This window comes from Microbacterium sp. AK031 (genome assembly GCF_024807145.1).
In the GTDB taxonomy this organism is placed as follows: Bacteria; Actinomycetota; Actinomycetes; order Actinomycetales; family Microbacteriaceae; genus Microbacterium.
This window is the reverse complement of sequence record NZ_JANUCA010000004.1, coordinates 47,956-71,284: the sequence shown is the minus strand read 5'-3', so window position 1 is coordinate 71,284 and position 23,329 is coordinate 47,956. Positions and strand designations below refer to the sequence as shown.

Genomic DNA, 23,329 nt, shown 5'->3' with positions numbered 1-23,329 from the left:
CGTTCGGCCGAGCCGATTGAAAGTTGTCGAGCGACGAAGTCGCGACACAACTGAGCGTTCTGATCCGCTGAAGAAGGCCCCAGGGTTCGCCCTGGGGCCTTCTTCGTGCACCGGCCAGGCGGTGGCGCGTCGCATCCCGTCGGAAGAAGAGTTTCGGGACTTCCGGCCGCTCGAGAGCCCCGAAAGTCCTCTTCCATCGGGCCGATCGCGTCGGCTGACGCCAGACCTAGGCCACAATTGCAGGATGCAGCAGAACACCCCGAGCGCCGTCGTGGTCGGCGATGCCCTCATCGATGAGATCCATGACAGCGGGGGCGTGCGCGAGCTGGTCGGCGGCGCCGCGCTGAACGTCGCTGTCGGACTCCGCAGGCTCGGCGTGCCGACGACGCTCATCGCGATGGTCGGCGATGACGAGGCGGGGGCGCACATCCGTGAGTATCTCGACGACCACGGCGTGCGACTGGTCTCCAGCGACGCTCCGCTCGGCTCGTCGAGGGCGATCGTGCAGCGCGATGCGCGTGGCGAGCCGACGTACGTCTTCAATGAGGCGGCTCAGCGGCGCAGCATCCGTTACGGAGACGAGGCGCGCACAGCGCTCGCTGCCGCCGACCTGGCAGTGATCAGTTGCTTCCCCTTCGACGTGCCCGCAGAGGTGGATGCTGTTGCTGACGCTCTCGCGGGCGTCAGAGTGGCGATCGACCCGAATCCGCGCTCCGGCATGCTCAGTGACCGCGACGAGTTCGTGCGCGGCTTCGAGCGGCTTGCCGCAGATGCTGCGGTCGTGAAGGTCGGTGCGGATGACGCGGCGCTGCTCTACGGCGGTGATCTCGACGCCCTGCGGGCGCGGCTGAGGGCGCTGGGGGCGGATGCCGTGCTCGCGACGGCGGGCCAGGACGGTGCGGTGCTCGAGGCGGATGCCGGTATTCTCACCGCCCCGATATCGGACCTGCCCGGCCCCGTCGTGGACACGGTCGGGGCGGGGGATGCCACGCTCTCCGCCGTCGCCGAGGGCCTCGTCGGAGCGCGACCCGAGACCGCGGACGACTGGCAGAAGCTGCTCGATCGAGCCATGGATGTCGCCGCGGCAACCTGCCGAGCGGAGGGCGGTCTGCTGCGCACGCCCGAGTCGCTCGATGGCGGCGAACGCGGGGTCAGGGGCAGCTGAGCTGCCGATTTCTTACACCCGCTTTCGGCGGGTATGCTTAATTCTCGCGCCCCCGGTTGGCTGTACAAGCTGGACGGGTGTGCACTTGGCGAGTTACCCAAGCGGCCAAAGGGATCTGACTGTAAATCAGACTGCATCGCATTCGGGGGTTCGAATCCCTCACTCGCCACCAACCAACGAACGAAGGACTCCCGCGTCGCGGGGGTCCTTCGTTCGTTCAACAAGCATGGCGGGACTCGGTAGGGGCGAGCGAAGCGAGCACGGTGGTCCCGCACTGAACGAACTGAGGGTTTCGGCGTAGCGGGGCACTGACTTTCGCGGCATCGGTGACACCGAGCGCCCACAACCGCCATACTGAGTCCCATGGGATCAGCGTTGACCACCATCGGACTGCCGGTTGCCCTCGGCATCATCATGCTGGGCCTCGGTCTCAGCCTCACCATCGGGGATTTCGCACGCGTCCTGAAGCAACCCAAGGCTGTGATCACGGCGCTGGCCTGCCAGCTCGTGCTGCTGCCGGCGATCTGCTTCGGGCTCGTGCTGCTGTTCCAGCTGCCTCCGGTGCTTGCGGTGGGCATGATGATGCTGGCCGCGTCGCCGGGTGGCACAACGGCGAATCTCTACAGTCACCTGTTCCGCGGTGACATCGCATTGAACATCTCCCTGACCGCGGTGAACTCGGTGATCGCCGTGATCACCCTCCCGCTGATCACGAACTTCGCGATCATGTACTTCCAGCCGTTCGACGATCAGCTGGGGCTGCAGTGGGCGAAGGCGCTCGAGGTGTTCGCGATCGTCCTGCTCCCGGTCGCCCTCGGAATGCTCATCAGGCGATTCTGGCCAAGGTTCGCCGACGGCATGGATCGTCCGGTGCGGATCGCGAGCGTCGTCATTCTCGTCGTCGTGATCGCTGGAGCCGTCGCATCCAACTGGACTCTCCTCGTCGACAACTTCGCAGGGCTCGCTCTGATCACGATCCTGTTCTGCCTGCTCAGCCTCGCGATCGGGTACGTGGTTCCGCGCCTGCTCAAGGTCGGACGCCGTCAGGCGATCGCGGCGTCGTTCGAGATCGGCATCCACAACGCCACCCTGGCGATCGTGATCGCGCAGACCGTCCTCGGTTCGGTCGAGCTGAGTCTGCCTGCCGCGGTCTATGGCGTGCTGATGTTCTTCGTCGCCTTCGGGTTCGGGTTCCTCATCCGCGGGCGGGAACCGCAGGCCGCTATGGCCTCGGAGCGCTGAGGCTTTCCTAGACTGGAGCGATGCGAGCGCTCACCGAATCCGACGTCCGCGCGTCGTTCGTCAACGCGACGGAGGAGGAATTGCGGCTGATCGAGATGCCGCACGACTTCCTGCTCGTCGACTGGGACTTCCGCGATTTCCTCGCGTGGCGCGATCCGGCATCGAGCAAGCGTGGGTGCGTTCTCGTCGAGACCGGCGGGCGCCTGGTCGGCGTCGTGCTGCGCTCCACCGATCCCGGGCGTGCGCGCACGGGCATGTGCAACATCTGCCATACGATGCAGCCTGGCAACCAGGTCGCGCTGTTCTCCGCGCGCCGAGCGGGGGATGCCGGGCGCCGAGGCGACTCCGTCGGCACCTACATCTGCGCCGACCTCTCATGCCACGAGAACGTGAGGCTCGCGCATCCGCTCGCTCCGAATGAGATCCGCGTTCCCGGTCAGGTCGACATGCGTCTGGACGGCACACGGCGCCGTATGGAGGGTTTCGCCAACAGAGTTCTGGACGACCTGGACTGACGGTTACGCTGAACGCGATTGTCCCACCCTGCGCTTCGAAGGAGATGCCATGAGCGATCCCATCCTGTTCTCTGTCGATGGGGGATTGGCGCGGCTGACGTTGAACCGCCCCGCCCGGCTCAACGCGTTCAACGCCGACCTCGCCCGGGCCTGGCGCGACGTCACCACCGAGGCCGTCTCGCGCGACGACGTCAAGGCGATCCTGCTGGATGCCGCAGGTCCCGCATTCTGCGCTGGCGGCGATGTGCTCGACATGGCGACCACGATGGGCGCCGGGGCCGACATCTCCGACCTCGCCGGTGTCATCAACGCCGGCATCCGCGCGCTCACCGAGTCGGACATCCCTGTCGTCGCCGCAGCGCACGGCACGACGGCAGGCGGAGGTCTCGGCATCCTGCTCTGCTCTGACTACGCGGTCGTCGGCGGGCGTTCGAAGCTCGGCAGCCTGTACGCGAACATCGGTCTCACGCCCGACCTCTCGGTGTCGGCGCAGCTCGCCGCGGCCGTCGGGCAGCGGCGCGCTCTTCAACTGATGCTGCAGGATCGTCTGCTGACCGCCGATGAGGCCCTGGAGTGGGGCCTGGTCGCCGAGGTGGTGAGCGGATCGGATGCCGCGGACGAGGCCGACCGTGTGCGCGAACGAGCCGAAGAGATCGCCCGCTTCTGGCTGGCCGGCGCGGCCGAAGCCTACGGGCAGGCGAAGCGGCTGGTGCGCTCGCGCCCCGAGCGCACGTTCGCCGAGCAGCTCGCTGAAGAGGCTCGTTCCATCGGCGCAGCCTTCGACACCCCGGATGCCAAGGCTCGCGTCGCTGCGTTCGCCGCGGCATCGTCGAAGCAGACGCGCTGACTTCGCGCGCGAGTTGCGCACAGACTGAGACGCGTTCTGCACACGCGGCGCGCGGCGTGGCAGGATGAGAGCAGTCGGCCGAAGAGGGGAAACGCCATGTCAGAGGTCAGCACGGAAACCAAGGGGAAGGCGAACGCCTCCCTGTTGATCAGAGGGGCGATCTGGATCGCCATCGGTGCGCTGATCGCGGCGGCACTCGTCTGCGTGGTGTGGGTGCTGATCGGCGATCAGGACGGCATCATCGGTCGCGCGTTCCTGACGATCCTCCTGCTCGCCGCGTTCGCCGGCATTGCGATCCTCGAAGCAGGGCTCGCTCCCAAGCGGCCGGACTGGCTGGCGCTGGCCAGCATGATCACCTGGATCGTCGCGCTCCTGGTCGGCGCCATCAAGATCTGGCTGCCCGAAGAGCCGGGGGAGTACGCCGGCGGCATCGCACGCTTCTTCATGCTGCTGCTCGTGATCGGCGTTCTGCAGCTCGCTCTCCTTCACGTACGGTTGTTCACCCCCGCCGCCAAGCGTTACGTCACGACGTTCACCACGGTCATCTACTACGTGACGATCGCCGTGCTCGTGCTGCTGGTCGCGATGCTCGTGATCTACCTCACGCTCCCCGACACCTGGCATTACGGCGATCTGTACTGGCGCATCGTCGTCGCGCTGGCGATCCTCGCCGCGGTGGGCACGACGCTCATCCCGCTGCTGAACGCGCTGTTCGCGCCGAAGAAGCCGCAAGCGGCAGCCGCCGGCTACTACGCGCCTCAGGCTCACGCCCCCGCCATCGACGCACAGGCACAGCAGCAGCCTGCCCAGCAGCAGTGGCCGACGTACGTCGACGGAGTGACGCCGCTTCCGGTGCTGCAGGACGGCTCGCCGGATTGGAACGCCTACTACACCGGCTACCCGACCTCGCCGCAGCAGGGCCAGCATCCAGGGCAGGATCAGTTCTCGGCGCAGCAACAGTCCCCTGAGGCGAACCAGCAGTTCCCTGAGGCGAACCAGTATTCGGCTCAGACCGAGTACCAGGCACAGGCGCAGTACCCGGCTCAGCCGGACTACACCGCGCCGTCGTCTGCGCAGCCGGGCTTCGTGTCCTCTCCTGACGCGCCGATCGGGCCGGACGGGCTGCCGGTTCCGCCGGCAGGAGCACCGGCAGCACCGGACGGCGTCGCCGGCGACACGTCTGTTCTGAACGTGCCTCCGGTGCCGGACGCGCCGCCCACATCGAACGTGCCGCCGGTGCCGGATGCGCCGCCTGTTCCCGACCTGCCGCCGGCGCCGAAGACGCCTCCGACGGCGCCCGGTGCGTTCCCGCCGCCGCCACCCGCGCCGCCGCTGTGACCGCGGCGCTGAGCCTTCGGGAGCTCGCGGCAGACATCGCTCGCGAGGCGGGCGAGCTCGCTCGGCTCCGCCGGGCCGACGGATTCCTGCTCGCGGCGACGAAGTCGACCCTCGCTGACATCGTCACAGAGGCCGATCGCGAGGTCGAAGCGCTGATCCGAGCACGGCTGAGCGTCGAGCGTCCCGGTGACGGTTTCCTCGGCGAAGAGTCGGGCAGTGGCGAGAGCACGTCAGGCGTGACCTGGGTGGTCGACCCGATCGACGGCACCGTGAACTACGCATACGGGCTCCCCGCGTACAGCGTGAGCATCGCTGCCGTCGAGGGCGGTGCCGATCCGAACAGCTGGCGACCGCTCGCCGCGGCGGTGTACGCGCCGGTCCTCGGCGAGCTCTTCACGGCCGGACGCGGAGAGGGCGCGTGGCTCGGTGGCGTGCGGCTCGGCGTGACAGACGAGACGCCGGCGGGGGCGTTGCTCGCGACCGGATTCGGCTACGACCCGTTGACGCACGACGGCGACCTGCTGACGGTGAGACAGGTCATGCCGCTCGCGCGCGACCTGCGCCGGGGCGGCTCGGCGGCGCTCGACCTCAGTTACGTGGCTGCCGGGCGACTGGACGGATATTTCGAGCGAGGGCTCAAGCCGTGGGACTTGGCGGCAGGGGCGCTGCTGGTGACCGAAGCCGGTGGCGTCGTGACCCGTCTCGACACGGCATCCGATCGTCCGATGCTGATCGCTGCGGGTGCGCGCTTACACGCTCAGATCTCCGGCATCCTCGACAAAGACATTTGAGGTTCCGTACATGGCATTCTCAGCGCCAGCACGGTAACGTTTACCCGTTCGTTACCTTCGTTCCCCGAACATCGAAGGTCCTTAGCCCCCCAGCGTGACGAATCCCGAGAGAACCGTTTTGCCCCTTGACACCCCTATGGCTGAACCTGCGCCCTCGCGCCGTTCCAGCCGTCGCCGGACTGCGGATTCCGTGACCCCGGCGGGCGTTCAGGAAACCTCCTCGGTCGAGGTCGTCATACCGGTTCTTTCACGTCGGGCTGCTCGCGAACGTCTGCGCGCAGCAACCGGCGCGACGCCGATGGTCCCGTCGCGGAACGTCGATGTCGAACGTGAGCATGTCGCAGCGGCAGAGGCAGGCGTGGTTGAGCCGGTGGCGGATGCCGAGACCGCTGACGACGCTTTCATCGCAGCATCCCGTGCCTTCCGTGCCGTGATGGGTGAGCAGCAGCCGGTCGCGAGACCCGCCACTGCGGTGTCGGATGAGCTTCCGGCCGAGGCGACCGCGGTGCACATCGCGCCGCGCGAGGGGCGCTCGCGTGGCAAGTTCGTCGCGGTCGGTGCCACGGTGAGCATCATGGGGATCGCTGGTCTGCTCGCTGTCTCGATGACGCTGCCGGCCGAGGCCGTCGCCGCGGCTCAGGGCATCCCCGTGCGGTCGGCGACTTCGCTCGTCGCGCCATCAGCGGGCGCAGCATCCGGGGTCTCCGACGATGAGATCCAGGCGTATGTCGCGTCGTCCGATGTGCGCAACGAGATGATGCAGCGCACGGATGACTACTCCACGCTCTCGCTCGTGGACCGCGCAGCCGAGGAAGGCATCGCCTACTCGGACTCGCTGTACACGAATGACCCCAGTGCGGCCATCCAATGGCCGTTCATCGTCGGGGTCGGGATGACCTACGGGTACGGGATGCGCGACGGGCGCCTGCACGAGGGGCTCGATCTGGTGCCCGGTGACGGCGCGCCCGTGCAGTCGATCGCCGACGGAACGGTGCGCATCGCCACCGAGTCCGGCGGAAACTACGGCGTGACCGTGTACATCGATCACGTCATCGACGGCGCGCTCATCACGAGTCACTATTCGCACATGCAGTACGGCTCGCTGCGGGTCGAGGCCGGCGAGACAGTCAAGGTCGGCGACATCATCGGCCTGGTCGGAAACACCGGTCGCTCGTACGGTGCGCACATGCACTTCGAGCTCATCGTCAACGACTCGACGATCGATCCGCTTCCGTGGTTGCAGACGAACGCCGGACGTAAGTCCTACTGACCGTCTCAGTTTTTGAGAACGCCGAAGAAATGGTATTCTCGTGTGGTTGCCTTCACGGGTAACGATGCCCCGATAGCTCAGTGGTAGAGCACTTCCATGGTAAGGAAGGGGTCGTCAGTTCAATCCTGACTCGGGGCTCGCAGCATTCGCTTTCATGTTCGTTCATGGGCGGGGATGCCGTGCGGCAGGGTAGCTCAGTTGGTGAGAGCGCACGACTCATAATCGTGAGGTCGCGGGTTCAAGCCCCGCTCCTGCTACAGATGAAAACCCCCGGGAAATCGGGGGTTTTGTCGTATCCGCTAACCGTCGGTCCGTGCGGGCGTCGGCCGACGAGGAACATAGTTCTTCAAGGCATGCTCATGAGTGCGTACCCGGCAAACCGTTCCGTGGTGCCGGGCGCGAGTTCGGAGCGAATCTCGGCTTGAGCCACGAGATCACGAACACTGTCCATAGTGTCCTCCTCGTCGCAGGCTACTCGCCGCTGCGCCCGGACGGCAGGCCATCTCGAAAGCAAGAGAACGAGGACCGGTGAATGCGCTGGCAGGATAGTCTCATTCTTGCCGCAACGATGTGATCTCTGGGGAGGGTGGGCGCAGGCATGAGCACCGCGATCACCTCGAGCCCGCGGGCCCGCATCACCGCCTTCGTCATGGGAGTCGCCGCCTCCCTCGCATTCGTCACGCTGAGGCTCATGGTCGCGGTATCCGATCACGAGCCGCTGGCGATCGACATCTGGTGGCATGACCTGATCGTCGCGAACCGCAGCGACGTGTGGATCGCTGTCGCGTGGGTACCGGCGATCGCCGGTGGCACGATCGGGATGATCGGGATCGGCGCTCTGCTGGTCGCGGTGTTCCTGTGGCGCGGACGGCGAGGGGATGCCGCGACCCTGGCGGCAGCGATGGTCCTGGTCGTCGCGATCGGCGCGACGATGGCCGCGATCATCGGTCGCACACGCCCCGAGGATTCCCTCGCCGAAAGCGTGGCGACCTCATTCCCCTCCGGACACACGGCCGTCGCGACGACCGTGATCCTCATCCTCGGGCTCCTGCTCCGCCGCCGGTACGTGTGGGTCCTCGGCGCCGGATGGGTTCTCACGATGATGTGGAGTCGCACCTACCTCCACGCGCACTGGTTCAGCGACGTGGTGGCCGGACTGCTCGAAGGCATCGCGGTCGCAGCGCTCGTCTGGGTCGCGTCCGAGGCCGTCCGCGACCGTCATGCCGCCAGCAGCGTGGCGACCTCCTCCAGCCAACAACCGATCGAAAGTGTTCCGGACCCATGAATGCTCACAGCTCAGCCGCGTCAGCCGCCAGGTCGGCCCAGGACTCCACGGTCTTCCGAGTTCTCGCCCGTATCGGATATGTCGTCCTCGGCATCCTTCACATCCTGATCGGAGCCGTCGCGGTCTCGATCGCCATGGGCGGAGACGGCGGCGAGGCCGATCAGGGGGGTGCGATGCAGCAGATCCAGAAATCGCCGGCAGGTGTCGTGATGCTGTGGATCATCGTTTTCGGTCTGGTCGCACTCGCGATCTGGCAGATCGCCGAAGCCGTGGTCGAGCGCGACCCCGACACGAAGAGGAAATGGGGGTACCGAGTCAAGTTCATCGGCACCGCCGTCGCGTACATCGCAATCGCCTGGACGGCTCTGACCTACGCTCTCGGCGGGCAGTCCCAGTCATCCGAGTCATCGCAGTCGTTCGGCGCTCAGCTGCTGGCCGCGCCTGCGGGCGTCGCAATGCTCGTGCTGCTCGGTCTCGTCGTGGCAGCGATCGGCATCGCCTTCATCGTGCGCGGCATCACTCGGGCATTCAAGAAGTACCTCCACCTCCCCGCCGGTGCCGCACGCTCTGGCATCATCACCCTCGGCGTCGTCGGGTACATCGCGAAGGGTATCGCGGTCGCCGTGACCGGCGTGCTCTTCGTGGTCGCCGCGCTCACGCACGACCCGGAAACCGCCGGAGGGCTCGATTCCGCGCTGCGCACTCTGGCGGGGCTGCCGTTCGGCGCCATCATCCTGTGGACCGTGGGTGCGGGACTCGTGCTCTATGGGCTGTTCTGCTTCGCGCGCGCTCGCTACGCGCGGATGTGATTCGCCCGCCGCTCAGTGCATCGACACGGGCTGCAACAGCGTCGCGATCGAGCGCAACGTGCCCTCCAACTCGACGGATGGCTCCAGCAGCCACTGGATCTGCAGACCATCCGACGCGGCGATGACGAGTGCGGCGAGGTGCTCTGCGGGGATGTCGTCGCGGATGCGGCCGTTCTGCTGCTGCGCACGGAAGCTGGTGGTCAACTCGCCACGCAGCCGTTCGAATCGGGTGGAGAAGAAATCCCGAGAGACCTCGCTCTTGCTCTCGAGTGCCGCTGCGACGAGCGTCGAGTACAGCTGCACGAGACCGGGAACCTCGACGTTCTTGACGGCAGCATCCGCCATCGAATCGACTCCGGTCGCCGGTAGCGGAGCCCCGTCGGCGCGCCGCGCCGCGCTCGCCGCCGCCCGCGTCGCCTCGGCGTGCGCATAGACCGCGACGAGCAGCTGCTCCCGCGAATCGAAGTAGTGCAGCAGCGCCGCGTGCGAGACCCCGATCGCCTCGGCGATGCGCCGCAGGGACGTGCCGTCGGCACCGCGTTCGCGGAACACCTCGATCGCGCGATCCAAGATCTCCTGCCGCCGGGCGACGCCTTTGGCATGCGCCCCGCGGCGTCCGATCACCGGCTCCGAGTCCATACGACTCAACATATCCGAGAGTCGTCGAGAAGTAACCTCCACGTGGAGGTTTTGTGATAATCTCGTCACGCATCCGCCCTCACGGCACCCTCCACAACGACGTACGAAGGAAGATTCATGGCTCTGCCTCTCGCCTCAGTGCAGCTGTATTCGCTTGCGAGCGAGTTCTCGGCCGACATGCACGGCTCACTCGAAAGACTTGCTGCGATCGGGTTCACGACCGTGGAAGCGTTCGACTTCGTGCGGCGTCCGGCCGAGATCCGCGCGGCCTTCGAGGCGACGGGCATCGCCGCGTCCACTGGCCACGCCCCTCTGCTCTCCGATGAACTCTGGACGCCCGACGGCGCCATCCCTACGCCGAAGCCCGAGATCGTGTTCGAGGCGGCCGCGGCGATCGGCATGACCACCGTCTACGACCCGTTCGTCGCACCGGAGCGTTGGGCCACTGAAGACGGCGTCGCCGACATCGCAGAACGACTCAACCGCGCCGCGGAAGTCGCCGCGACCTTCGGTCTGTCGGTCGGCTATCACAACCACGCGCAGGAGTTCGTCGCCTCGTTCGGCGGCCAGACCGCCTATGAGCGCTTCATCGAACTCACCGACGAGCGGGTGCAGATCGAACTCGACCTCTTCTGGGCGCAGACCGGCGGACAGGACGTCACCGCACTGACCGCGCGACTCGCAGACCGCCTGACCGCCGTCCACGTCAAGGACGGCATCATCCCCGCAGTGAACCCGTGGGGGCCGGAGGGCTCCACGTTCTCATCGGACAGCCTCGACCAGCGGCATCCGGGAACAGGCGACGTCTCGCTCGCCGACGCGCTGCGCGCGAACGGCAACATCAAGTACGCCGTGATCGAGTACGACCACGCACCTGGCGACGTGTTCGAAGACATCGCGGCCGGCTTCACGTTCCTGCAGGGCGGCGGGTTCGTCGCATGAGCGCGCCTCTGGGCGTCGGCATCATCGGCACCGGCGTCATCAGCCAGACGTATCTCGAGAACCTCACCTCGTTCCCCGACGTGCGCGTCGTCGCCGTCGGCGACCTGATTCCTGAGCGAGCTCGCGCGAAGGCGGAAGAGCATGGCGTGCCGTCGTGGGGAGACGCGGATGCTGTGCTGTCGAACCCCGACGTCGATCTCGTCGTGAATCTCACTATCCCCGCCACGCACGTCGAGATCTCGTCGCGCGCCGTCGCCGCGGGCAAGCACGTGTGGACCGAGAAGCCGATCGGGATGGACCGTGAGAGCACTCGCGCACTGCTTCGCGATGCGGATGCCGCCGACGTGCGCATCGGATCGGCACCCGACACGATCCTCGGGCCTGGTTTCCAGACCGCCAAGCGAGCGATCGCCGAGGGCGTCATCGGAACTCCGCAGTTCGTGCAGACCGCGTTCCAGACGCAAGGCCCCGACCTCTGGCATCCGGAGCCCGCGTTCCTGTTCGCCGCCGGCGCCGGACCGCTCCTCGACATGGGACCGTACTATTTCTCGGCGTTGGTCAGCCTGCTCGGCCCGATTGCGGGGGTCTCGGCGCGCGGATCGCGGTGGCGCACCGAACGGCAGATCCACACCGGGCCTCGTGCGGGGGAGAGCTTCGCCGTCGAGGTCCCCTCGACGGTGCAGGTGCTCTCGACCTTCGAGGGCGGCCAGCAGGGCACGCACCTGCTCAGCTTCGACTCGGCACTCGAGCGTCACGGCGTCATCGAGATCCACGGCAGCGAGGGCACGCTGGTGATGCCGGATCCGAACACGTTCTCGGGCCGGACCGCGTACGTCAAGCCCCTCGGCGTGCTGCGCGACGGCATGTCGACGCAGCAGGAGTGGATCGACATCGAGCAGCAGGGCACCGTCGTCGGGCGAGGTCTCGGCGTGCTCGACATGGCCCGCGCCATCGCCGCCGATCGTCCGCACATCGCCACGGGAGAGCTCGGCTACCACGTACTCGACGTGCTGCTGTCGGCGCAGGATTCGGCAGCAACGGGGCAGTATCTCGAGATCGAGAGTACCGTCGGCGCGGTGCCGGCGATGCCGGCAGACTTCGACCCGTTCGCGGCGACGCTCGTCCAGCCTCCCCGGTAGCCTCCGGGCGCGTCGAAAGGAGGAAAGTGTCGGTCTCGCAGCACGGTGACCGGCACTTTTCTCCTTTGGACGGGTGGATGACCCGTGGGTGGTCACGCCCTCGCGTGCATGTCAATGGGGATGTCGAAAACTCCGGATATGGCGAACCTCTCAGTAGAGGAACGACCGCTACCGAATGGAGAACGCCATGTCCAACTCGCTTCCCGATGAAGAAGGCACTCTGCCCGACGAGGACGGCGTCCTTCCCGGCCAAGACGTCGACCCCGACCTCGGCCCGAGTGCTGGTCGCGCCGATGCCAACGACGAAGACGAAGACGACGTGGACGAAGACGACGTGGACCTGGCTGATCTGCCCTGATCCGCGAAGTCTGACGTTGCGTCACCCCAGGGCATCGACGGCCTCCTGCATGGTCGCAGCTGCCTCCTCTGGCGTTGCCCGTCCCTCCGCGACAGTCGTGGATGCCACTCCGATCGCCTCCTGCATCTCTGCCGAGATGAGGCTCAGACGGGGCTCATCCGCCGTCGCGGTCGACGCGATCAGATCCTGCAGTATCGGCTGCTGAAGCTCAGCGTCGACGAGATCGAGATTATCCCATGCCGGCTCCACGCCGGTCAGAGACGGAATGTCATTGATGGCGTCGGCGACCACCTGCTGGCCGTCGGCCTGCGTGGTGAGCCAGCCGACGAATGTGCGTGCAGCTTCCTTCGCGTCAGAATTGGCGTTCACGGCGAGACCGTAGTTCGCATCGCCGAACAGTACTGACGGGTTGCCCTCGCCTGCGACATCGGGGAAGTCGATCGGAATCATGCGGAACGGTGTCGCGTCAGCGACTCCCGCCGCGGATATCGATGCTGTCGCGAGGGCGGTGGTCGCGTTGGGCATGTACCACGTGCCCATCATCACCATCGGCGACTGCTGAGAGAGGAACACGTTGTTCGCATCGGGGTACTGCTGTATCCCCAGGGCACCGTCATCAATGATCTGCTCGTCGAAGAGCGATTTCCAGGTCTCCAGCGTCTGTACGAAGACGTCGTCGGTCCATTCACGCTCGCCTCGAGATGCGGCGCTCCACCAGCCGGGTTCGACGCTGTCCGAGATCGACTGGAGAACATCCTGGTTGAACGCGACCTGCCCGGCGCCGTGGGTGAGGCAGCCGTGACCGTTCTCGCGGAAGACAGCGCATGCCTCGATCCACGCGTCGAGAGTCGTGGGGGCGGAAAGACCATACTCATCGAAGAGATCCTGATTGATCCAGAGCGTCCCGGCGAACGTCGACCCCACTGAGAGCGCGGACAGAGTGCCATCCTCTGTGGTGAACCCGGCCGGGCCATTCGCCGCGATCTTCGACTCCCAATCGTCTCCGAGCCATTCCTCCGCCACCGGCGTGAGGTCCTCAGCCGATGAGCCGAACGTGGACAGCGAGCCGATACCGCCACCGGGCGCGATGTCGAAGACATCCGGACCTTCTGGCGAGGTCAGAGCGGGCCGCAGAGCCGCGTCGTAGCCGTTGATCGGAACCTGCCGGAACACGACCTCGATGTCGGGGTACTCCTCGTTGAACGCGTCGATGTAGCCTTGCGCGACCTCTGATTGCGTGGGTGTCCATCCCCACCAGTCGACGTGACCGGATTCGGACGTGCTTTGGTCGGACGCTTGCGAGCTGCATCCGGTCGCGAAAGCCGCGACCGCCGTGAGCGCGATGATCGCTGTGTACCGGCCCTGCCGGCGCGACATACTGGGAAAGAACATCGTCGTCCTCCGTCTGCGGTGTGGGAACTCTTTCAAGGTACGTGCTCAAGCGTGTTTGATCAAGTTTCATCGTCAAGTACGATAGTTTTCGTACTACGCGTCGTATCGACCGGCTCGAACAGAGAAGAAGTGCAGCATGACAAAGACCGAAGCCGAACCTCGCCGGGCCACACTCGCCGTGATCGGGCAGGAGGCGTCCGTGTCGATGTCGACTGTGTCCAAGGTCCTGAACGGTCGATCAGGCGTCTCGGCGGAGACTCGCGCGATCGTCGAGGGGCTCCTCGATCGGTACGGATACACTCCGCGAGGGCAGACGACGGCATGGGATCCGTTCCTCGAACTCGTGATGAGCGAGATCGACACCCCGTGGTCGCTTGAGATCATTCGCGGTGCGCAGTCCGTCGCGCGTGACCACGGCCTCAGTCTCATTCTCACGCAGAGCGGCGACCGATATGCGCCGGAACCGGATTGGATCGACGGTGTGCTGCGCAGACGGCCGTTCGGCGTCGTCCTGGTTCTCTCCAGCCTGTCCGACCAGCTGCAGCGACAGCTGCGCACCCGTGGCATCCCGTTCGTCCTGGTGGACCCGTCAGGGGAGCAGTCCAGCGACATTCCGGCTGTCGGCGCTGCGAACTTCGACGGCGGGTTGCTCGCCACGCGCCACCTGATCGAGCTCGGACACACCCGCATCGGCGTGGTCGGCGGTCCTGAGCACGTGATGTCGGCACGAGCGCGGATCGCGGGATTTCGCACTGCCATGGAGGCTGCCGGACTTCCGATCCACAACGAGCTCATGCTCCCCGGCGACTATCACACAGGCAGCGGCATCGAAGCTGCGGAGAAGCTGCTCTCACTGCCGCAGCCGCCGACTGCGATCTTCGCACTCAACGACCTCGAGGCATTCGGCGTCTACACCGCAGCTCGCCGGCTCGGGGTATCCATCCCGCAGCAGCTCTCGGTCGTTGGCTTCGACGATATCCAGGGCGCGGAGTGGGCCGGACCGCCGTTGACGACGGTCCGGCAACCTCTGACGAAGATGGCTGAAGAGGCGGCTCGCATGCTGATCCGGATTCGCAATCAAGAATCTGATCTCAGTCTGCGCGTTGACCTCGCGACGACGCTCGTCGTCCGCGACAGCACCCGCCGCGTCGACTGAGGAGCTCCTCCGGCCGCGGAGGATCAGGCCGGCACTGCTCCCGCGCCGGCCGCACGCACCTCGGCATAGTCCTCAGCGGTCAGGTGCAGCGACGCTGCAGGCAACCAATCATCTACCTGTGCTGGTCGGCGTGCGCCGACGATCGCGCCCGTGACGCCGCGGAAGCCGAGAGTCCAGGCCACTGCTGCCGCAGCCTGAGGAACGCCGTGGCGCTCTGCGATCTTCCCCAGAGCGGCGCCGATGGCGAGATTCCGATCGAGGTTCGTCGTGAAATCTTCGCTCTGCTTGCGCCAGTCGTCGTCCGGAAGCCCGGCAACTCGTGTCGCCGTGAAAGCGCCGCTGAGCAGTCCGGAGCCCATCGGGCTGTACACGATCGCGCCCGTGCCGTTCTGATCGCACCACGGCAGCACATCGCTCGCGCTCTGCGTGGCGATGGCTGAGAACTTCGGCTGAAGCGAGGCAACGCGGCCCAGGTGCGCCGCGGCGGTCAACTGCGGCACGGAGTGATTTGAAAGGCCCACCCAGCGCGCCTTTCCCGACTGCTGGATGTCGAGCATCGCCTGCCAGTACTCTTCGACGGGCGTGCCGTTCTCAGCGGGCCAGTGCACCTGGTACAGGTCGATCTGCTCCACGCCGAGCCGTCTCAGCGAAGCATTCACTTCGGCGCGCAGCGAGGCCGCGTTCGCAACTCTGCGAGACGGCTGCGAGGGGTCCGCGTCGTCCCAGACCACTCCGCCCTTCGTGAAGATGTAGGGCCTGTCCGGTCCGGCGAAATCACGCACGACACGACCGACGATGGTCTCCGAATGGCCGAGGCCGTAGATCGCAGCGGTGTCTATCCAGTTGACGCCGCGCTCGATCGCCGATCGGATGGTGCCCACAGAATCGTCATCGTCCTGCGGACCCCAGCCGAACGCCCAATCCCCGCGGCGAGGTCCGCCGACAGCCCAGGCGCCGAGACCGACGCGCGTGATCTTAAGATCGGTGCGTCCGAGCGGGATGACGGGCAGTTCGGTTCTCATGATGCCTTTCGAGTCGTGTGATCTTCAGGTGGTGAGGGGTGCGCGAAGGTCACTCCAACCAATACTCGCGCGGGGGAGCGAGCGAGCGCAGCTCATCCCAGAGGCCCTGCGGTACCCGGACGGCGAGGAGCTCAAGAGTCTGGGCCACTCGCTCCGGCGACGACATGCCGACGACGGTGGAATGGATGCGGGGATCGGCAACCGAGAACTGCAGAGCGGCGGCGGCCAGCGGCACGTCATGGCGTGCGCAGGCCGCCATCATCTCCGTCGCGCGTCGGCGGATGGTGTCGTCGCGCTGTCCGTAGGCGTACTTCGGCTGCGCATCCGGTCCCTTGACGAGCATGCCACCGCCATAGGGTGCGGCGTTCACGACACCCATCCTCTTCGCTGCGGCGCTCTCATACAACGCCTCGGCCGACTGGTCGAGCAACGTGAAGCGGTTGTGGTTGAGGACGACATCGAACTCGCCCGTGTCGACGTACTTCTGCATCACGTCCAACTGCCCGCCGGCGACGCCGATATGGTCGACGAGCCCGTCGTCCTTTAGCCGTACGAGAGCCTCGAGCGGGCCTCCGGGCGCGATTCCGTCCTCGAACGAGATGCGCTCGGGGTCGTGCAGGTACAGCAGCGGAAGACGGTCCATCCCCAGTCGTTCCAGGCTCTCCTGGAACGATGCACGAACCCGTGCTCCGGAGAAGTCCTGGGATCCGTGAGCGGGGTCGACCTTACTCGCGACGATGCTTCCGTCCGGCAGCCCGCCTCTCTGCGCGATGGCCAGGCCGATCCGATGCTCGCTCTCGCCGCTGCTGCCGTACCCGTTGGAGGTGTCGATGAAGTTGATCGGACTGTCCAACGCCGCAGCCACGGTCGCCACCGCGGTCTGCTCGTCGACGCCATAGCCATACAGGAACGCCATGTCCGCCAGTGGGCTGGTGCCGAGGCACACCGAGGTGACCTCGAGCCCGGTCGACCCCAGCTGGCGCCGAGTGAGTCCCGAGGCCGTCGTTCGATCTTCACTCACGCCGTCTGCCTGTCTCTCACTCGTCTCGAGGTGCGAGCGCCGCATACACTTCGCTCGCCTTGTGGTATCCCTCGACCAATCGATCGAAGATCGCGTCTGTCGCGGCATCGGCCTGTGTCGTCTCAGGGTTCGCCTGTCTCCATTGCACCATCCGCAGCACCGCGCGATGGAACGTGAGCCGAGGATTGAACCCGGGGACGAAGCGCCGCAGCTTGGAATTGTCGAAGACTGCACTGTGGGTGAGGTCGCCGGTGAGCAGTTCAGACCAGAACCAGTCCGGGGCGGCGACGGAGATCATCTCCGAGGGAATGTGCACGAGCCGGGCCTCGACCTCGAGCGCATCCGCAATGAGCGTGTAGATCTGGTCCCAGGTATAGGTTTCGTCGCCGGTGATGTGGAAAGCTTCGCCGATCGCCCGAGGGTTTCCGAGAAGACCGACCAGGCCCTGGGCGAAGTCCTCCGCGTGAGTGAGAGTCCACAGCGAGGTCCCATCGCCGTGGACGACCATCTCATCACCGCGGGCGATTCGCTCGAAGACCGTCCACCCACCGGGCAACGGCGGGTTGGCATCGTCGTAGGTGTGCGATGGCCGCACGATCGTGACGGGGAAGGCCTGCTCGGCGTAGGCGCGGTTCAAGACGTGCTCGGCGTCCAGCTTCTTGCGTGAGTACTCGGTGAAGCGGTTGTGCAGCTGCGTCGATTCGTCGATCGGCGTCATCAGAACTGGCTTGCCGTAGAGCGACGCGGTGCTGATGTGCACGTAGTGCTTGGTCCGACCGGTGAACAGCCGCACCATCCGCTCCGCATCTTCTGCGTCGAATGAGAGGAAGTTCACCACGACATCGAAGCGCTGCTCGCCAAGGGCGGCCAGCAGGCTCTCGTCGTCGGTGACGTCACCGGTGATTCCGATCACGGACTCCGGCAGGTCGCGACCTGCGGAGTTGCGGCCGCGGTTCAGTACGGACACCGTCATTCCCGTCTCCACCGACAGCCGCACGCACGATGCGCTGATGGTGCCGGTTCCGCCGATGTACAGCACGCTCAGGGGAGCGACGTCATGGTTCATCATCGTCCTGCGTACCAATCCTCGAAGCCGTTCTCCACGACAGAGATCAGGATGTCTTCCGGACGGAGGCCGAGTGCGCCGAGACGACGGACTATGGTCTCGAACAGCGCCCGTTTCTTGCTCACGGGATACATGTGCACCATCGTGATGTGGATGAGCAAGAGGTCTCGTCTATCGACGTCGTTGTAGCCGGGATCGAACTTGAGCTCGCCCGGTCCGTGCGGTCGGAACACGTGGAACAGGTCGTCAGGGGTGATGTCGAGAGCTTCGACCTGCGCAGCCTGAATCTCCGTGCTCAGTTGCTCGTGCAGCTCGTTGTAAATGTGTTGGGCGAGATCGACCTGGATGAGGGGCATTGCAGACTCTTTCGTCGAGCGGTTGGTGGTTGGGTGGTCACTTGATCGCGCCGGCCGCGAGGCCGCGCTCGAACAGGCGCTGCAGGAGCAGGTAGGCGATCACGATCGGCAGCGCTGTGATGACCGCCGCCGCGAGAACCTTCGTCTGATCGTTGTTGAACTGGCCGATGAAGAACGTCGGCAGGAGGGTGATGGTCTGCGTGTCCGGGGACTGCAGGAACACGAGCGGGAGAAGGAAGTTGTTCCACGCCCCGATGAACGTCAGCACCACGATCGCCGCAGCGATGGGCCGGGTGAGCGGCAGGATGATGTGCCAGAACGCCCTCCAGGTGTTCGCTCCATCGATGCGGGCGGCCTCGAGCAGACCGTTCGGGATGCCGTTCATGAACGATCGAGTGATGAGCACGGTGAAGGGGATCTGCAGTGCCGCCAGCGGCAGGATCACCGACCAGTACGTGTTGTAGAGGCCCAGGTGCAGCGTGGTCGAGAACAGCGGCGTCAGCAGCACCACCTCGGGCAGCGTGAGCGCTGCGAGGATCATCCAGAAGTAGATCTCGCGGCCGCGGATGTGCAGCTTCGAGAAGGCGAACGAGGCCAGCATCGTGCACACGTAGACCACGACGATCGTGCCGGCCGAGATGAGGAGGCTGTTGCGGAAGAACAGTGGCAGCTCCGGCCGCGACAGCACGGCCGCGTAGTTGCCCCATCCGATACCGGCGAGAGACCCCTGCACCATGGCGACGAGCGGGAAGAAGAACGGCAGCACGAGCAGGGTGAGCAGCACCTGCAGACCGATCTTGGCGCGCCGAGTGCGTGTTTCGAACATCAGTCTTCCTTCCGTTGTCCGCGGATGTTGACGATCATCGCGATCCCGAGCGCCAGCACGAGCAGGATGATCGAGATGGCCGCGCCGTAGCCGGCGTTTGCTAGCGGGATGCTCTCGCGGTAGATGAGGGTGCCGAGGAACTCGGTCGCGAAGTTGGGCCCGCCGAGTGTGACGAGGTACGGGATGTCGAACGTCTTGAGCGCGCCGATGATGCTCAGGATCAGGATCGCGATCGTCGTTCCTCGCACGCCCGGCAGCACGATACTCCACAGCGTGCGCAGGTTGCCGGCTCCGTCGATGCGGGCCGCCTCGAGCACCTCCGTCTCGATCTGGCCCATGGCCGCGAAGTAGAGGATGAACGTGAGTCCGGTGAAGTGCCAGATCGTCACCGCCATCAGTACAGGTAGCGCGGTCGCGGAGTCCGCGAGCCATGGATGGGCGAGGAACCCGAGGCCGATCGCCTCGAGGAGTTGGTTGAATTGCCCGTCGGCACCGAATATCTGGCGGAACACGGGCGCCATGATGGCGGGAGCGAGCACGACTGGAAGGAAGATGATCACCTTGTAGACGACGGCGAGCTTCACCTTCGAGTGCATGATCGCTGCGAAGACGATGCCGAGCGTCGTCTGGATCAGGAATGAGATGACGAAGAAGATGACGGTGTTGCGGATCGCGATCCAGAAGACCGGATCCTGGAAGGCATCGATGTAGTTCTGGGCGCCGACCGAGCGGGAGACGGGACTCACTCCGTCCCACTCCAGCGTCGACATGTAACCGGTGTAGCCGACGCTGTAGTAGATGAGGCCTACCGAGAGTGTCAGCGCGGGGACGAGCCAGGCGTAGCCGGGCGACCGAAGCCGCCGGGGTTTCCGCTTTCCTGTGACTATCAGTTCTGTAGCGCTGTGTGGCGCGCGGACGGGGGATTCTATGACCACGGTGTCAATCCGTTCAAGATCGGTTCGCTGGTGGGGCGGAGCCATCGGGCACCGCCCCACCAGCGGATGCATTACTCGAAGACGACGCCGGCGGCTTCGGCGGATACCTGCAGCGTCTTCACGGCTTCTTCCGGTGTGACATCGCCGGCGGCGAGCGTCGTCGCGGCGATGCCGATCGCATCGGCGAGCTCACTGTTGGGGAGGAGGCGGTTGTCGCTCACGGTCGCAGCACGTTCGTAGAGTTCCTCGAGCTTCGGTCGCTGCACGTCGGGATCGACCAGCTCGATCGAATCCCAGTCCGGCTGCACCGAGGTGAGCGAGGGGATGTCGTTCAGAGCGTTCGCGACGATCTGCTGCCCCTCGTCGGATGTGCCGAGCCATACGGCGAACGTCTCGGCTGCGCTGCGCACATCCGATTTCGTGTTGACGACGAGTCCGTAGTTGGCATCGCCGAACATCGCACCGGGAGTGCCCTCAGCGTCAGCGGCGGGGAACGGGATCGGTGTCATCGTGAACGGTGCGGCGTCTCCGACACCTGCGGCCTCGATCGCGATGGACATGTTGTTCGGTCGAGTGAACTGCATGTACCAGGTGCCCATCATGACCATCGCGTACTCCTGGGACATGAATGCATTGTTCGCGTCGGGATACTGCTGTACGCCGAGGGCGCCCTTCTGCATGATGCCGTCATCGAACAGTCGCTGCCATGTGGCGAATGCCTTCACGAGATCGGGGTCGGTCCATTCGGCTTCGCCCCGAGTGGCCTTCGTGAACAGCCCTGGATTGATCGTGTCGGCGATCGCCTGGATCGTGTCCTGGTCGAAGGCGACCTGAGAAGCTCCCTGCACGAAGCAGCCCACGCCGGCAGCGGTGAGGGTCTCGCAGACAGAGACCCATTCGTCCACTGTCGTCGGCGGCTGAAGGCCGAGCTCGTCGAAGATCTCCTGGTTGATCCAGACCGGTCCGGCGAACGTGGAGCCGACGGGGATTCCGCGCAGCGCGCCGTCCTCGTCCGTGAGGCCCGCCACGCCGATCGGCGCCAGCTGGTCCTCCCAATCGTCACCGAGGGCATCCGACACCTTCTCCGTCAGATCGGTGCCGTATACGCCGAACTGCACGAATTGCGCGCCCGGTGCGATGTCGAAGACGTCCGGTCCTGTGTTCGACGCGAGCGCGGGACGGATCGCAGCTTCGTATCCGTCGATCGTGAGCTGGCGGAAGTTGATGGTGATGTCGGGGTACTCCTCGTTGAATGCCGCGATGTACTCCTCTGCGACGGCCTGCTCCGGAGTCCAGCCCCACCAGTCGACTGTCCCCGAGGTGGCGGATCCCCCGTCGCCGCCCCCTCCGCCGGACTGAGCGCAACCCGCGAGGGCTGCGACGACGGCGCCGGTCACGGCCACCGCGGCGATGGAGCGTTGGGCTCCCTTGAATCGTCCTGACTGCATTGTCACTCCTGGGTTCGTCCGAGCGGTGGTGCCGGCTCGGTGGTGCGGCCGACGACACGGGTGCGGCGACGGGGGTGCACGCGGCTGTGACGACGAAAACGATATCGATCGGGGTTCTCGTCACCGCCAGCATCAAGTTAACATTCACGCTCGGATTGGTCAAGGTTTCTGCGAAATAAGCAAAACATTTACATAATCAGGTCTGTGCTCTCGCGAGTGCAATGCTCTGCGCGAGCGATTATCAGCGGCGCGACGATTCAGTCCAGCCCTGATATGCTCACGACTCACCGTTAGAAATGTTTCTGTACACGTCGATCAATGTTGTCACCTCAACGCTGCTCTGTTAGCGTGACGCGACGTCACCTGTACCGGATGTCATACGTAACCCGAAGTCTCAATGCAGAGAAAGGAGTGGGCGATGATGCTCACCAGATATCGGCGGCCGCTGACGGTCGCAATCGGCGCCGTCTCGATCGTGGCCCTCACAGCGTGCGGATCGAGCGGTCCCGGCGACACCGGGGGAGGGGCGACCGGTTCCGCATCAGCGTGGGCGCTGACCGGAGGCATCCACGAGATCATGTGGGGTGAGTCGTTCGAAACATGGAATGAAGAGAACTCGCAAGAGAAGATCAACGTAGAATGGTTCGCCAACGACGCCTACAAGGAGAAGATCCGCACGTCGATGGGGGCCGGAACCGGTCCTTCACTTGTATTCAGCTGGGGCGGCGGTCCGCTTCGCGATTACGTCGAATCCGACAAGGTCGTGGATCTGACCGAAGGCGCGGCCGACCTCATCGACCGGGTGTTTCCCTCGGTCGCTGACGGCGGGAAGGTCGACGGAGTCGTCTACGCGGTGCCGAACTCGCAGACCCAGCCGGAGCTCATCTACTACAACAAGGACCTGTTCGATCAGGTGGGGGCCGAGATCCCGACCACGTGGAACGAGGTCATGGATCTGGTGCCCAAGTTCAACGATGCCGGTATCGCGCCGTTCGCGGTCGCGGGTGCATCGAAGTGGCCCGAGCTCATCTGGTTGCAGTACATGGCCGACCGCGTCGGAGGGCCTGAGGCGTTCGCATCCGTCATGGCGCAGGAGCCCGATTCGTGGTCGAATCCGGCGTTCGCCGAAGCGCTGACGAAGATCCAGGAGCTGGTCAAGGCCGGCGGCTTCCAGGACGGGTTCGGAACGACCGTCGCGGACACGCGCGCCGACGCGGCGCTCGTGCACACAGGAAAGGCCGCAATGCTGCTGCAGGGAAGCTGGGTGTTCTCCAGCTTCGTGCAGGATGCTCCGGAGCTCGTCGAGAACGATCGGATCGGCTTCTTCGAGTTCCCTGCAGTCGAGGGCGGCAAGGGAGACCCGGCGAACGTGGTCGGCAACCCGTCGAACTACTGGTCGCTCAGCTCGGGCGCCTCGGGAGAGGTGCAGGAGCAGATGATCACGTATCTCAACGAGTACGTCTTCAACGAGCAGTACACCGAGACGCTGCTCGATGGCGGCGGCGTGCCGCCGGTGATCGGCATCGAAGATCGCCTCGCCGACACCGACCACGGCGACTTCCTGACATTCGCCTACAACCTCGTGCAGGATGCGCCGAGCTTCACGCTCTCCTGGGACCAGGCACTGCCCGCAGCCCAGGCTCAGGAGCTTCTGACGAACATCGATCGGATCTTCCTGCTGGAGATCACCCCGGATGAGTTCGTCGCCAATATGAATGCGACGCTCTAGAGGGATGTCATACGAGCACAAGGGGGTCGGTGTCGTGT

General features: G+C 65.4%; 23 protein-coding genes and 3 tRNA genes. 17 read left to right on the top strand and 9 right to left on the bottom strand.

All coding sequences use genetic code 11. The features are described 5' to 3' along the window. Positions 1-244 precede the first annotated feature (244 nt). The 12 genes from HDC95_RS09705 (at position 245) to HDC95_RS09650 (ending at position 9,262) form a co-directional block, all read left to right on the top strand. Positions 245-1,165, top strand: a complete 921-nt coding sequence (locus HDC95_RS09705; protein ID WP_259063241.1) for a PfkB family carbohydrate kinase — start codon at positions 245-247, stop codon at positions 1,163-1,165. Between the two features lie 87 nt (positions 1,166-1,252). Beyond that, positions 1,253-1,337 (top strand) — tRNA-Tyr (locus HDC95_RS09700). Between the two features lie 203 nt (positions 1,338-1,540). Then, positions 1,541-2,407, top strand: a complete 867-nt coding sequence (locus tag HDC95_RS09695) for a bile acid:sodium symporter family protein (protein WP_259063240.1) — start codon at positions 1,541-1,543, stop codon at positions 2,405-2,407. A 20-nt stretch (positions 2,408-2,427) separates the two neighbouring features. After that, positions 2,428-2,922 carry an FBP domain-containing protein gene (locus HDC95_RS09690; RefSeq protein WP_259063238.1) on the top strand — a complete coding sequence of 165 codons (495 nt, stop codon included), beginning with the start codon at positions 2,428-2,430 and terminating at the stop codon, positions 2,920-2,922. A gap of 49 nt (positions 2,923-2,971) precedes the next feature. Then, on the top strand, positions 2,972-3,769 hold the full coding sequence (locus tag HDC95_RS09685; protein ID WP_259063236.1) for an enoyl-CoA hydratase/isomerase family protein: 798 nt from the start codon (positions 2,972-2,974) through the stop codon (positions 3,767-3,769). Between the two features lie 96 nt (positions 3,770-3,865). Next, positions 3,866-5,107 carry a hypothetical protein gene (locus HDC95_RS09680; RefSeq protein WP_259063235.1) on the top strand — a complete coding sequence of 414 codons (1,242 nt, stop codon included), beginning with the start codon at positions 3,866-3,868 and terminating at the stop codon, positions 5,105-5,107. Next, the gene (locus HDC95_RS09675) at positions 5,104-5,898 is read left to right on the top strand and encodes an inositol monophosphatase family protein (RefSeq protein ID WP_259063234.1); all 795 of its coding nucleotides are present in this window, start codon (positions 5,104-5,106) and stop codon (positions 5,896-5,898) included. The genes HDC95_RS09680 and HDC95_RS09675 overlap by 4 nt, the downstream gene beginning before the upstream one ends. Before the next feature lie 298 nt (positions 5,899-6,196). Further along, entirely contained in the window at positions 6,197-7,168 is a 972-nt protein-coding gene (locus tag HDC95_RS09670) for a peptidoglycan DD-metalloendopeptidase family protein (RefSeq protein ID WP_259063232.1), read from the top strand. A gap of 66 nt (positions 7,169-7,234) precedes the next feature. Continuing rightward, positions 7,235-7,306 (top strand) — tRNA-Thr (locus HDC95_RS09665). Positions 7,307-7,351: 45 nt separating this feature from the next. After that, positions 7,352-7,425 (top strand) — tRNA-Met (locus HDC95_RS09660). A 341-nt stretch (positions 7,426-7,766) separates the two neighbouring features. Further along, a complete protein-coding gene (locus tag HDC95_RS09655) occupies positions 7,767-8,453 on the top strand; it encodes a phosphatase PAP2 family protein (protein ID WP_259063231.1) in 687 nt (228 codons plus the stop codon). Continuing rightward, positions 8,450-9,262, top strand: a complete 813-nt coding sequence (locus HDC95_RS09650; protein WP_259063230.1) for a DUF1206 domain-containing protein — start codon at positions 8,450-8,452, stop codon at positions 9,260-9,262. The genes HDC95_RS09655 and HDC95_RS09650 overlap by 4 nt, the downstream gene beginning before the upstream one ends. A gap of 12 nt (positions 9,263-9,274) precedes the next feature. Here the strand turns inward: HDC95_RS09650 and HDC95_RS09645 are convergent, their stop codons facing one another. Continuing rightward, on the bottom strand, positions 9,275-9,901 hold the full coding sequence (locus tag HDC95_RS09645; RefSeq protein WP_259063229.1) for a TetR/AcrR family transcriptional regulator: 627 nt from the start codon (positions 9,899-9,901) through the stop codon (positions 9,275-9,277). Between the two features lie 117 nt (positions 9,902-10,018). Between HDC95_RS09645 and HDC95_RS09640 the strand changes: the two genes are divergently transcribed. The 3 genes from HDC95_RS09640 to HDC95_RS09630 all read left to right on the top strand — a co-directional run bounded on the left by HDC95_RS09640 (position 10,019) and on the right by HDC95_RS09630 (position 12,340). Further along, positions 10,019-10,843 (top strand): sugar phosphate isomerase/epimerase, encoded by an 825-nt coding sequence (locus HDC95_RS09640; RefSeq protein WP_259063228.1) that lies wholly within the window; start codon positions 10,019-10,021, stop codon positions 10,841-10,843. Further along, on the top strand, positions 10,840-11,982 hold the full coding sequence (locus HDC95_RS09635) for a Gfo/Idh/MocA family protein (protein WP_259063227.1): 1,143 nt from the start codon (positions 10,840-10,842) through the stop codon (positions 11,980-11,982). Before HDC95_RS09640 ends, HDC95_RS09635 begins: the two co-directional genes overlap by 4 nt. A gap of 187 nt (positions 11,983-12,169) precedes the next feature. After that, complete coding sequence (locus HDC95_RS09630) at positions 12,170-12,340, top strand: hypothetical protein (protein WP_259063226.1); 171 nt, start codon at positions 12,170-12,172, stop codon at positions 12,338-12,340. Positions 12,341-12,361: 21 nt separating this feature from the next. Here HDC95_RS09630 and HDC95_RS09625 read toward each other — a convergent pair whose 3' ends face one another. Next, positions 12,362-13,717, bottom strand: coding sequence for an ABC transporter substrate-binding protein (locus HDC95_RS09625; protein ID WP_259063225.1), 1,356 nt, complete (start codon positions 13,715-13,717; stop codon positions 12,362-12,364). Between the two features lie 151 nt (positions 13,718-13,868). On the opposite strand from HDC95_RS09625, the gene HDC95_RS09620 reads away from it, so the two are divergent. Beyond that, a complete protein-coding gene (locus HDC95_RS09620) occupies positions 13,869-14,888 on the top strand; it encodes a LacI family DNA-binding transcriptional regulator (protein ID WP_259063224.1) in 1,020 nt (339 codons plus the stop codon). A 23-nt stretch (positions 14,889-14,911) separates the two neighbouring features. Here HDC95_RS09620 and HDC95_RS09615 read toward each other — a convergent pair whose 3' ends face one another. The 7 genes from HDC95_RS09615 to HDC95_RS09585 all read right to left on the bottom strand — a co-directional run bounded on the left by HDC95_RS09615 (position 14,912) and on the right by HDC95_RS09585 (position 21,562). After that, positions 14,912-15,910: an aldo/keto reductase gene (locus HDC95_RS09615; RefSeq protein WP_259063223.1), complete on the bottom strand. Its 999-nt coding sequence runs from the start codon at positions 15,908-15,910 to the stop codon at positions 14,912-14,914. A 49-nt stretch (positions 15,911-15,959) separates the two neighbouring features. Then, positions 15,960-16,931 (bottom strand): aldo/keto reductase, encoded by a 972-nt coding sequence (locus HDC95_RS09610; protein ID WP_259063222.1) that lies wholly within the window; start codon positions 16,929-16,931, stop codon positions 15,960-15,962. A 16-nt stretch (positions 16,932-16,947) separates the two neighbouring features. Beyond that, positions 16,948-18,000 (bottom strand): NAD-dependent epimerase/dehydratase family protein, encoded by a 1,053-nt coding sequence (locus tag HDC95_RS09605; RefSeq protein WP_310503244.1) that lies wholly within the window; start codon positions 17,998-18,000, stop codon positions 16,948-16,950. Continuing rightward, positions 17,997-18,353, bottom strand: a complete 357-nt coding sequence (locus HDC95_RS09600) for a tautomerase family protein (protein ID WP_259063221.1) — start codon at positions 18,351-18,353, stop codon at positions 17,997-17,999. The genes HDC95_RS09605 and HDC95_RS09600 overlap by 4 nt, the downstream gene beginning before the upstream one ends. Positions 18,354-18,390: 37 nt before the next feature. Beyond that, positions 18,391-19,179, bottom strand: a complete 789-nt coding sequence (locus tag HDC95_RS09595; protein WP_259063220.1) for a carbohydrate ABC transporter permease — start codon at positions 19,177-19,179, stop codon at positions 18,391-18,393. Then, on the bottom strand, positions 19,179-19,949 hold the full coding sequence (locus HDC95_RS09590; protein ID WP_259063219.1) for a carbohydrate ABC transporter permease: 771 nt from the start codon (positions 19,947-19,949) through the stop codon (positions 19,179-19,181). The genes HDC95_RS09595 and HDC95_RS09590 overlap by 1 nt, the downstream gene beginning before the upstream one ends. Before the next feature lie 236 nt (positions 19,950-20,185). Further along, positions 20,186-21,562 carry an ABC transporter substrate-binding protein gene (locus tag HDC95_RS09585; RefSeq protein ID WP_259063423.1) on the bottom strand — a complete coding sequence of 459 codons (1,377 nt, stop codon included), beginning with the start codon at positions 21,560-21,562 and terminating at the stop codon, positions 20,186-20,188. 418 nt (positions 21,563-21,980) lie between these two features. On the opposite strand from HDC95_RS09585, the gene HDC95_RS09580 reads away from it, so the two are divergent. Beyond that, on the top strand, positions 21,981-23,291 hold the full coding sequence (locus tag HDC95_RS09580) for an extracellular solute-binding protein (RefSeq protein ID WP_259063218.1): 1,311 nt from the start codon (positions 21,981-21,983) through the stop codon (positions 23,289-23,291). Positions 23,292-23,329 lie beyond the last annotated feature (38 nt).

Bases quoted from the DNA above. Each gene is read 5' to 3' on its own strand.
- HDC95_RS09705 (WP_259063241.1), top strand. From the start codon at position 245: ATGCAGCAGAACACCCCGAGCGCCGTCGTGGTCGGCGATGCCCTCATC.
- HDC95_RS09690 (WP_259063238.1), top strand. From the start codon at position 2,428: ATGCGAGCGCTCACCGAATCCGACGTCCGCGCGTCGTTCGTCAACGCG.
- HDC95_RS09685 (WP_259063236.1), top strand. From the start codon at position 2,972: ATGAGCGATCCCATCCTGTTCTCTGTCGATGGGGGATTGGCGCGGCTG.
- HDC95_RS09680 (WP_259063235.1), top strand. From the start codon at position 3,866: ATGTCAGAGGTCAGCACGGAAACCAAGGGGAAGGCGAACGCCTCCCTG.
- HDC95_RS09670 (WP_259063232.1), top strand. From the start codon at position 6,197: ATGGTCCCGTCGCGGAACGTCGATGTCGAACGTGAGCATGTCGCAGCG.
- HDC95_RS09655 (WP_259063231.1), top strand. From the start codon at position 7,767: ATGAGCACCGCGATCACCTCGAGCCCGCGGGCCCGCATCACCGCCTTC.
- HDC95_RS09650 (WP_259063230.1), top strand. From the start codon at position 8,450: ATGAATGCTCACAGCTCAGCCGCGTCAGCCGCCAGGTCGGCCCAGGAC.
- HDC95_RS09645 (WP_259063229.1), bottom strand. From the start codon at position 9,901: ATGGACTCGGAGCCGGTGATCGGACGCCGCGGGGCGCATGCCAAAGGC.
- HDC95_RS09640 (WP_259063228.1), top strand. From the start codon at position 10,019: ATGGCTCTGCCTCTCGCCTCAGTGCAGCTGTATTCGCTTGCGAGCGAG.
- HDC95_RS09635 (WP_259063227.1), top strand. From the start codon at position 10,840: ATGAGCGCGCCTCTGGGCGTCGGCATCATCGGCACCGGCGTCATCAGC.
- HDC95_RS09630 (WP_259063226.1), top strand. From the start codon at position 12,170: ATGTCCAACTCGCTTCCCGATGAAGAAGGCACTCTGCCCGACGAGGAC.
- HDC95_RS09625 (WP_259063225.1), bottom strand. From the start codon at position 13,717: ATGTCGCGCCGGCAGGGCCGGTACACAGCGATCATCGCGCTCACGGCG.
- HDC95_RS09620 (WP_259063224.1), top strand. From the start codon at position 13,869: ATGACAAAGACCGAAGCCGAACCTCGCCGGGCCACACTCGCCGTGATC.
- HDC95_RS09615 (WP_259063223.1), bottom strand. From the start codon at position 15,910: ATGAGAACCGAACTGCCCGTCATCCCGCTCGGACGCACCGATCTTAAG.
- HDC95_RS09605 (WP_310503244.1), bottom strand. From the start codon at position 18,000: ATGATGAACCATGACGTCGCTCCCCTGAGCGTGCTGTACATCGGCGGA.
- HDC95_RS09600 (WP_259063221.1), bottom strand. From the start codon at position 18,353: ATGCCCCTCATCCAGGTCGATCTCGCCCAACACATTTACAACGAGCTG.
- HDC95_RS09595 (WP_259063220.1), bottom strand. From the start codon at position 19,179: ATGTTCGAAACACGCACTCGGCGCGCCAAGATCGGTCTGCAGGTGCTG.
- HDC95_RS09590 (WP_259063219.1), bottom strand. From the start codon at position 19,949: ATGTCGACGCTGGAGTGGGACGGAGTGAGTCCCGTCTCCCGCTCGGTC.
- HDC95_RS09585 (WP_259063423.1), bottom strand. From the start codon at position 21,562: ATGCAGTCAGGACGATTCAAGGGAGCCCAACGCTCCATCGCCGCGGTG.
- HDC95_RS09580 (WP_259063218.1), top strand. From the start codon at position 21,981: ATGATGCTCACCAGATATCGGCGGCCGCTGACGGTCGCAATCGGCGCC.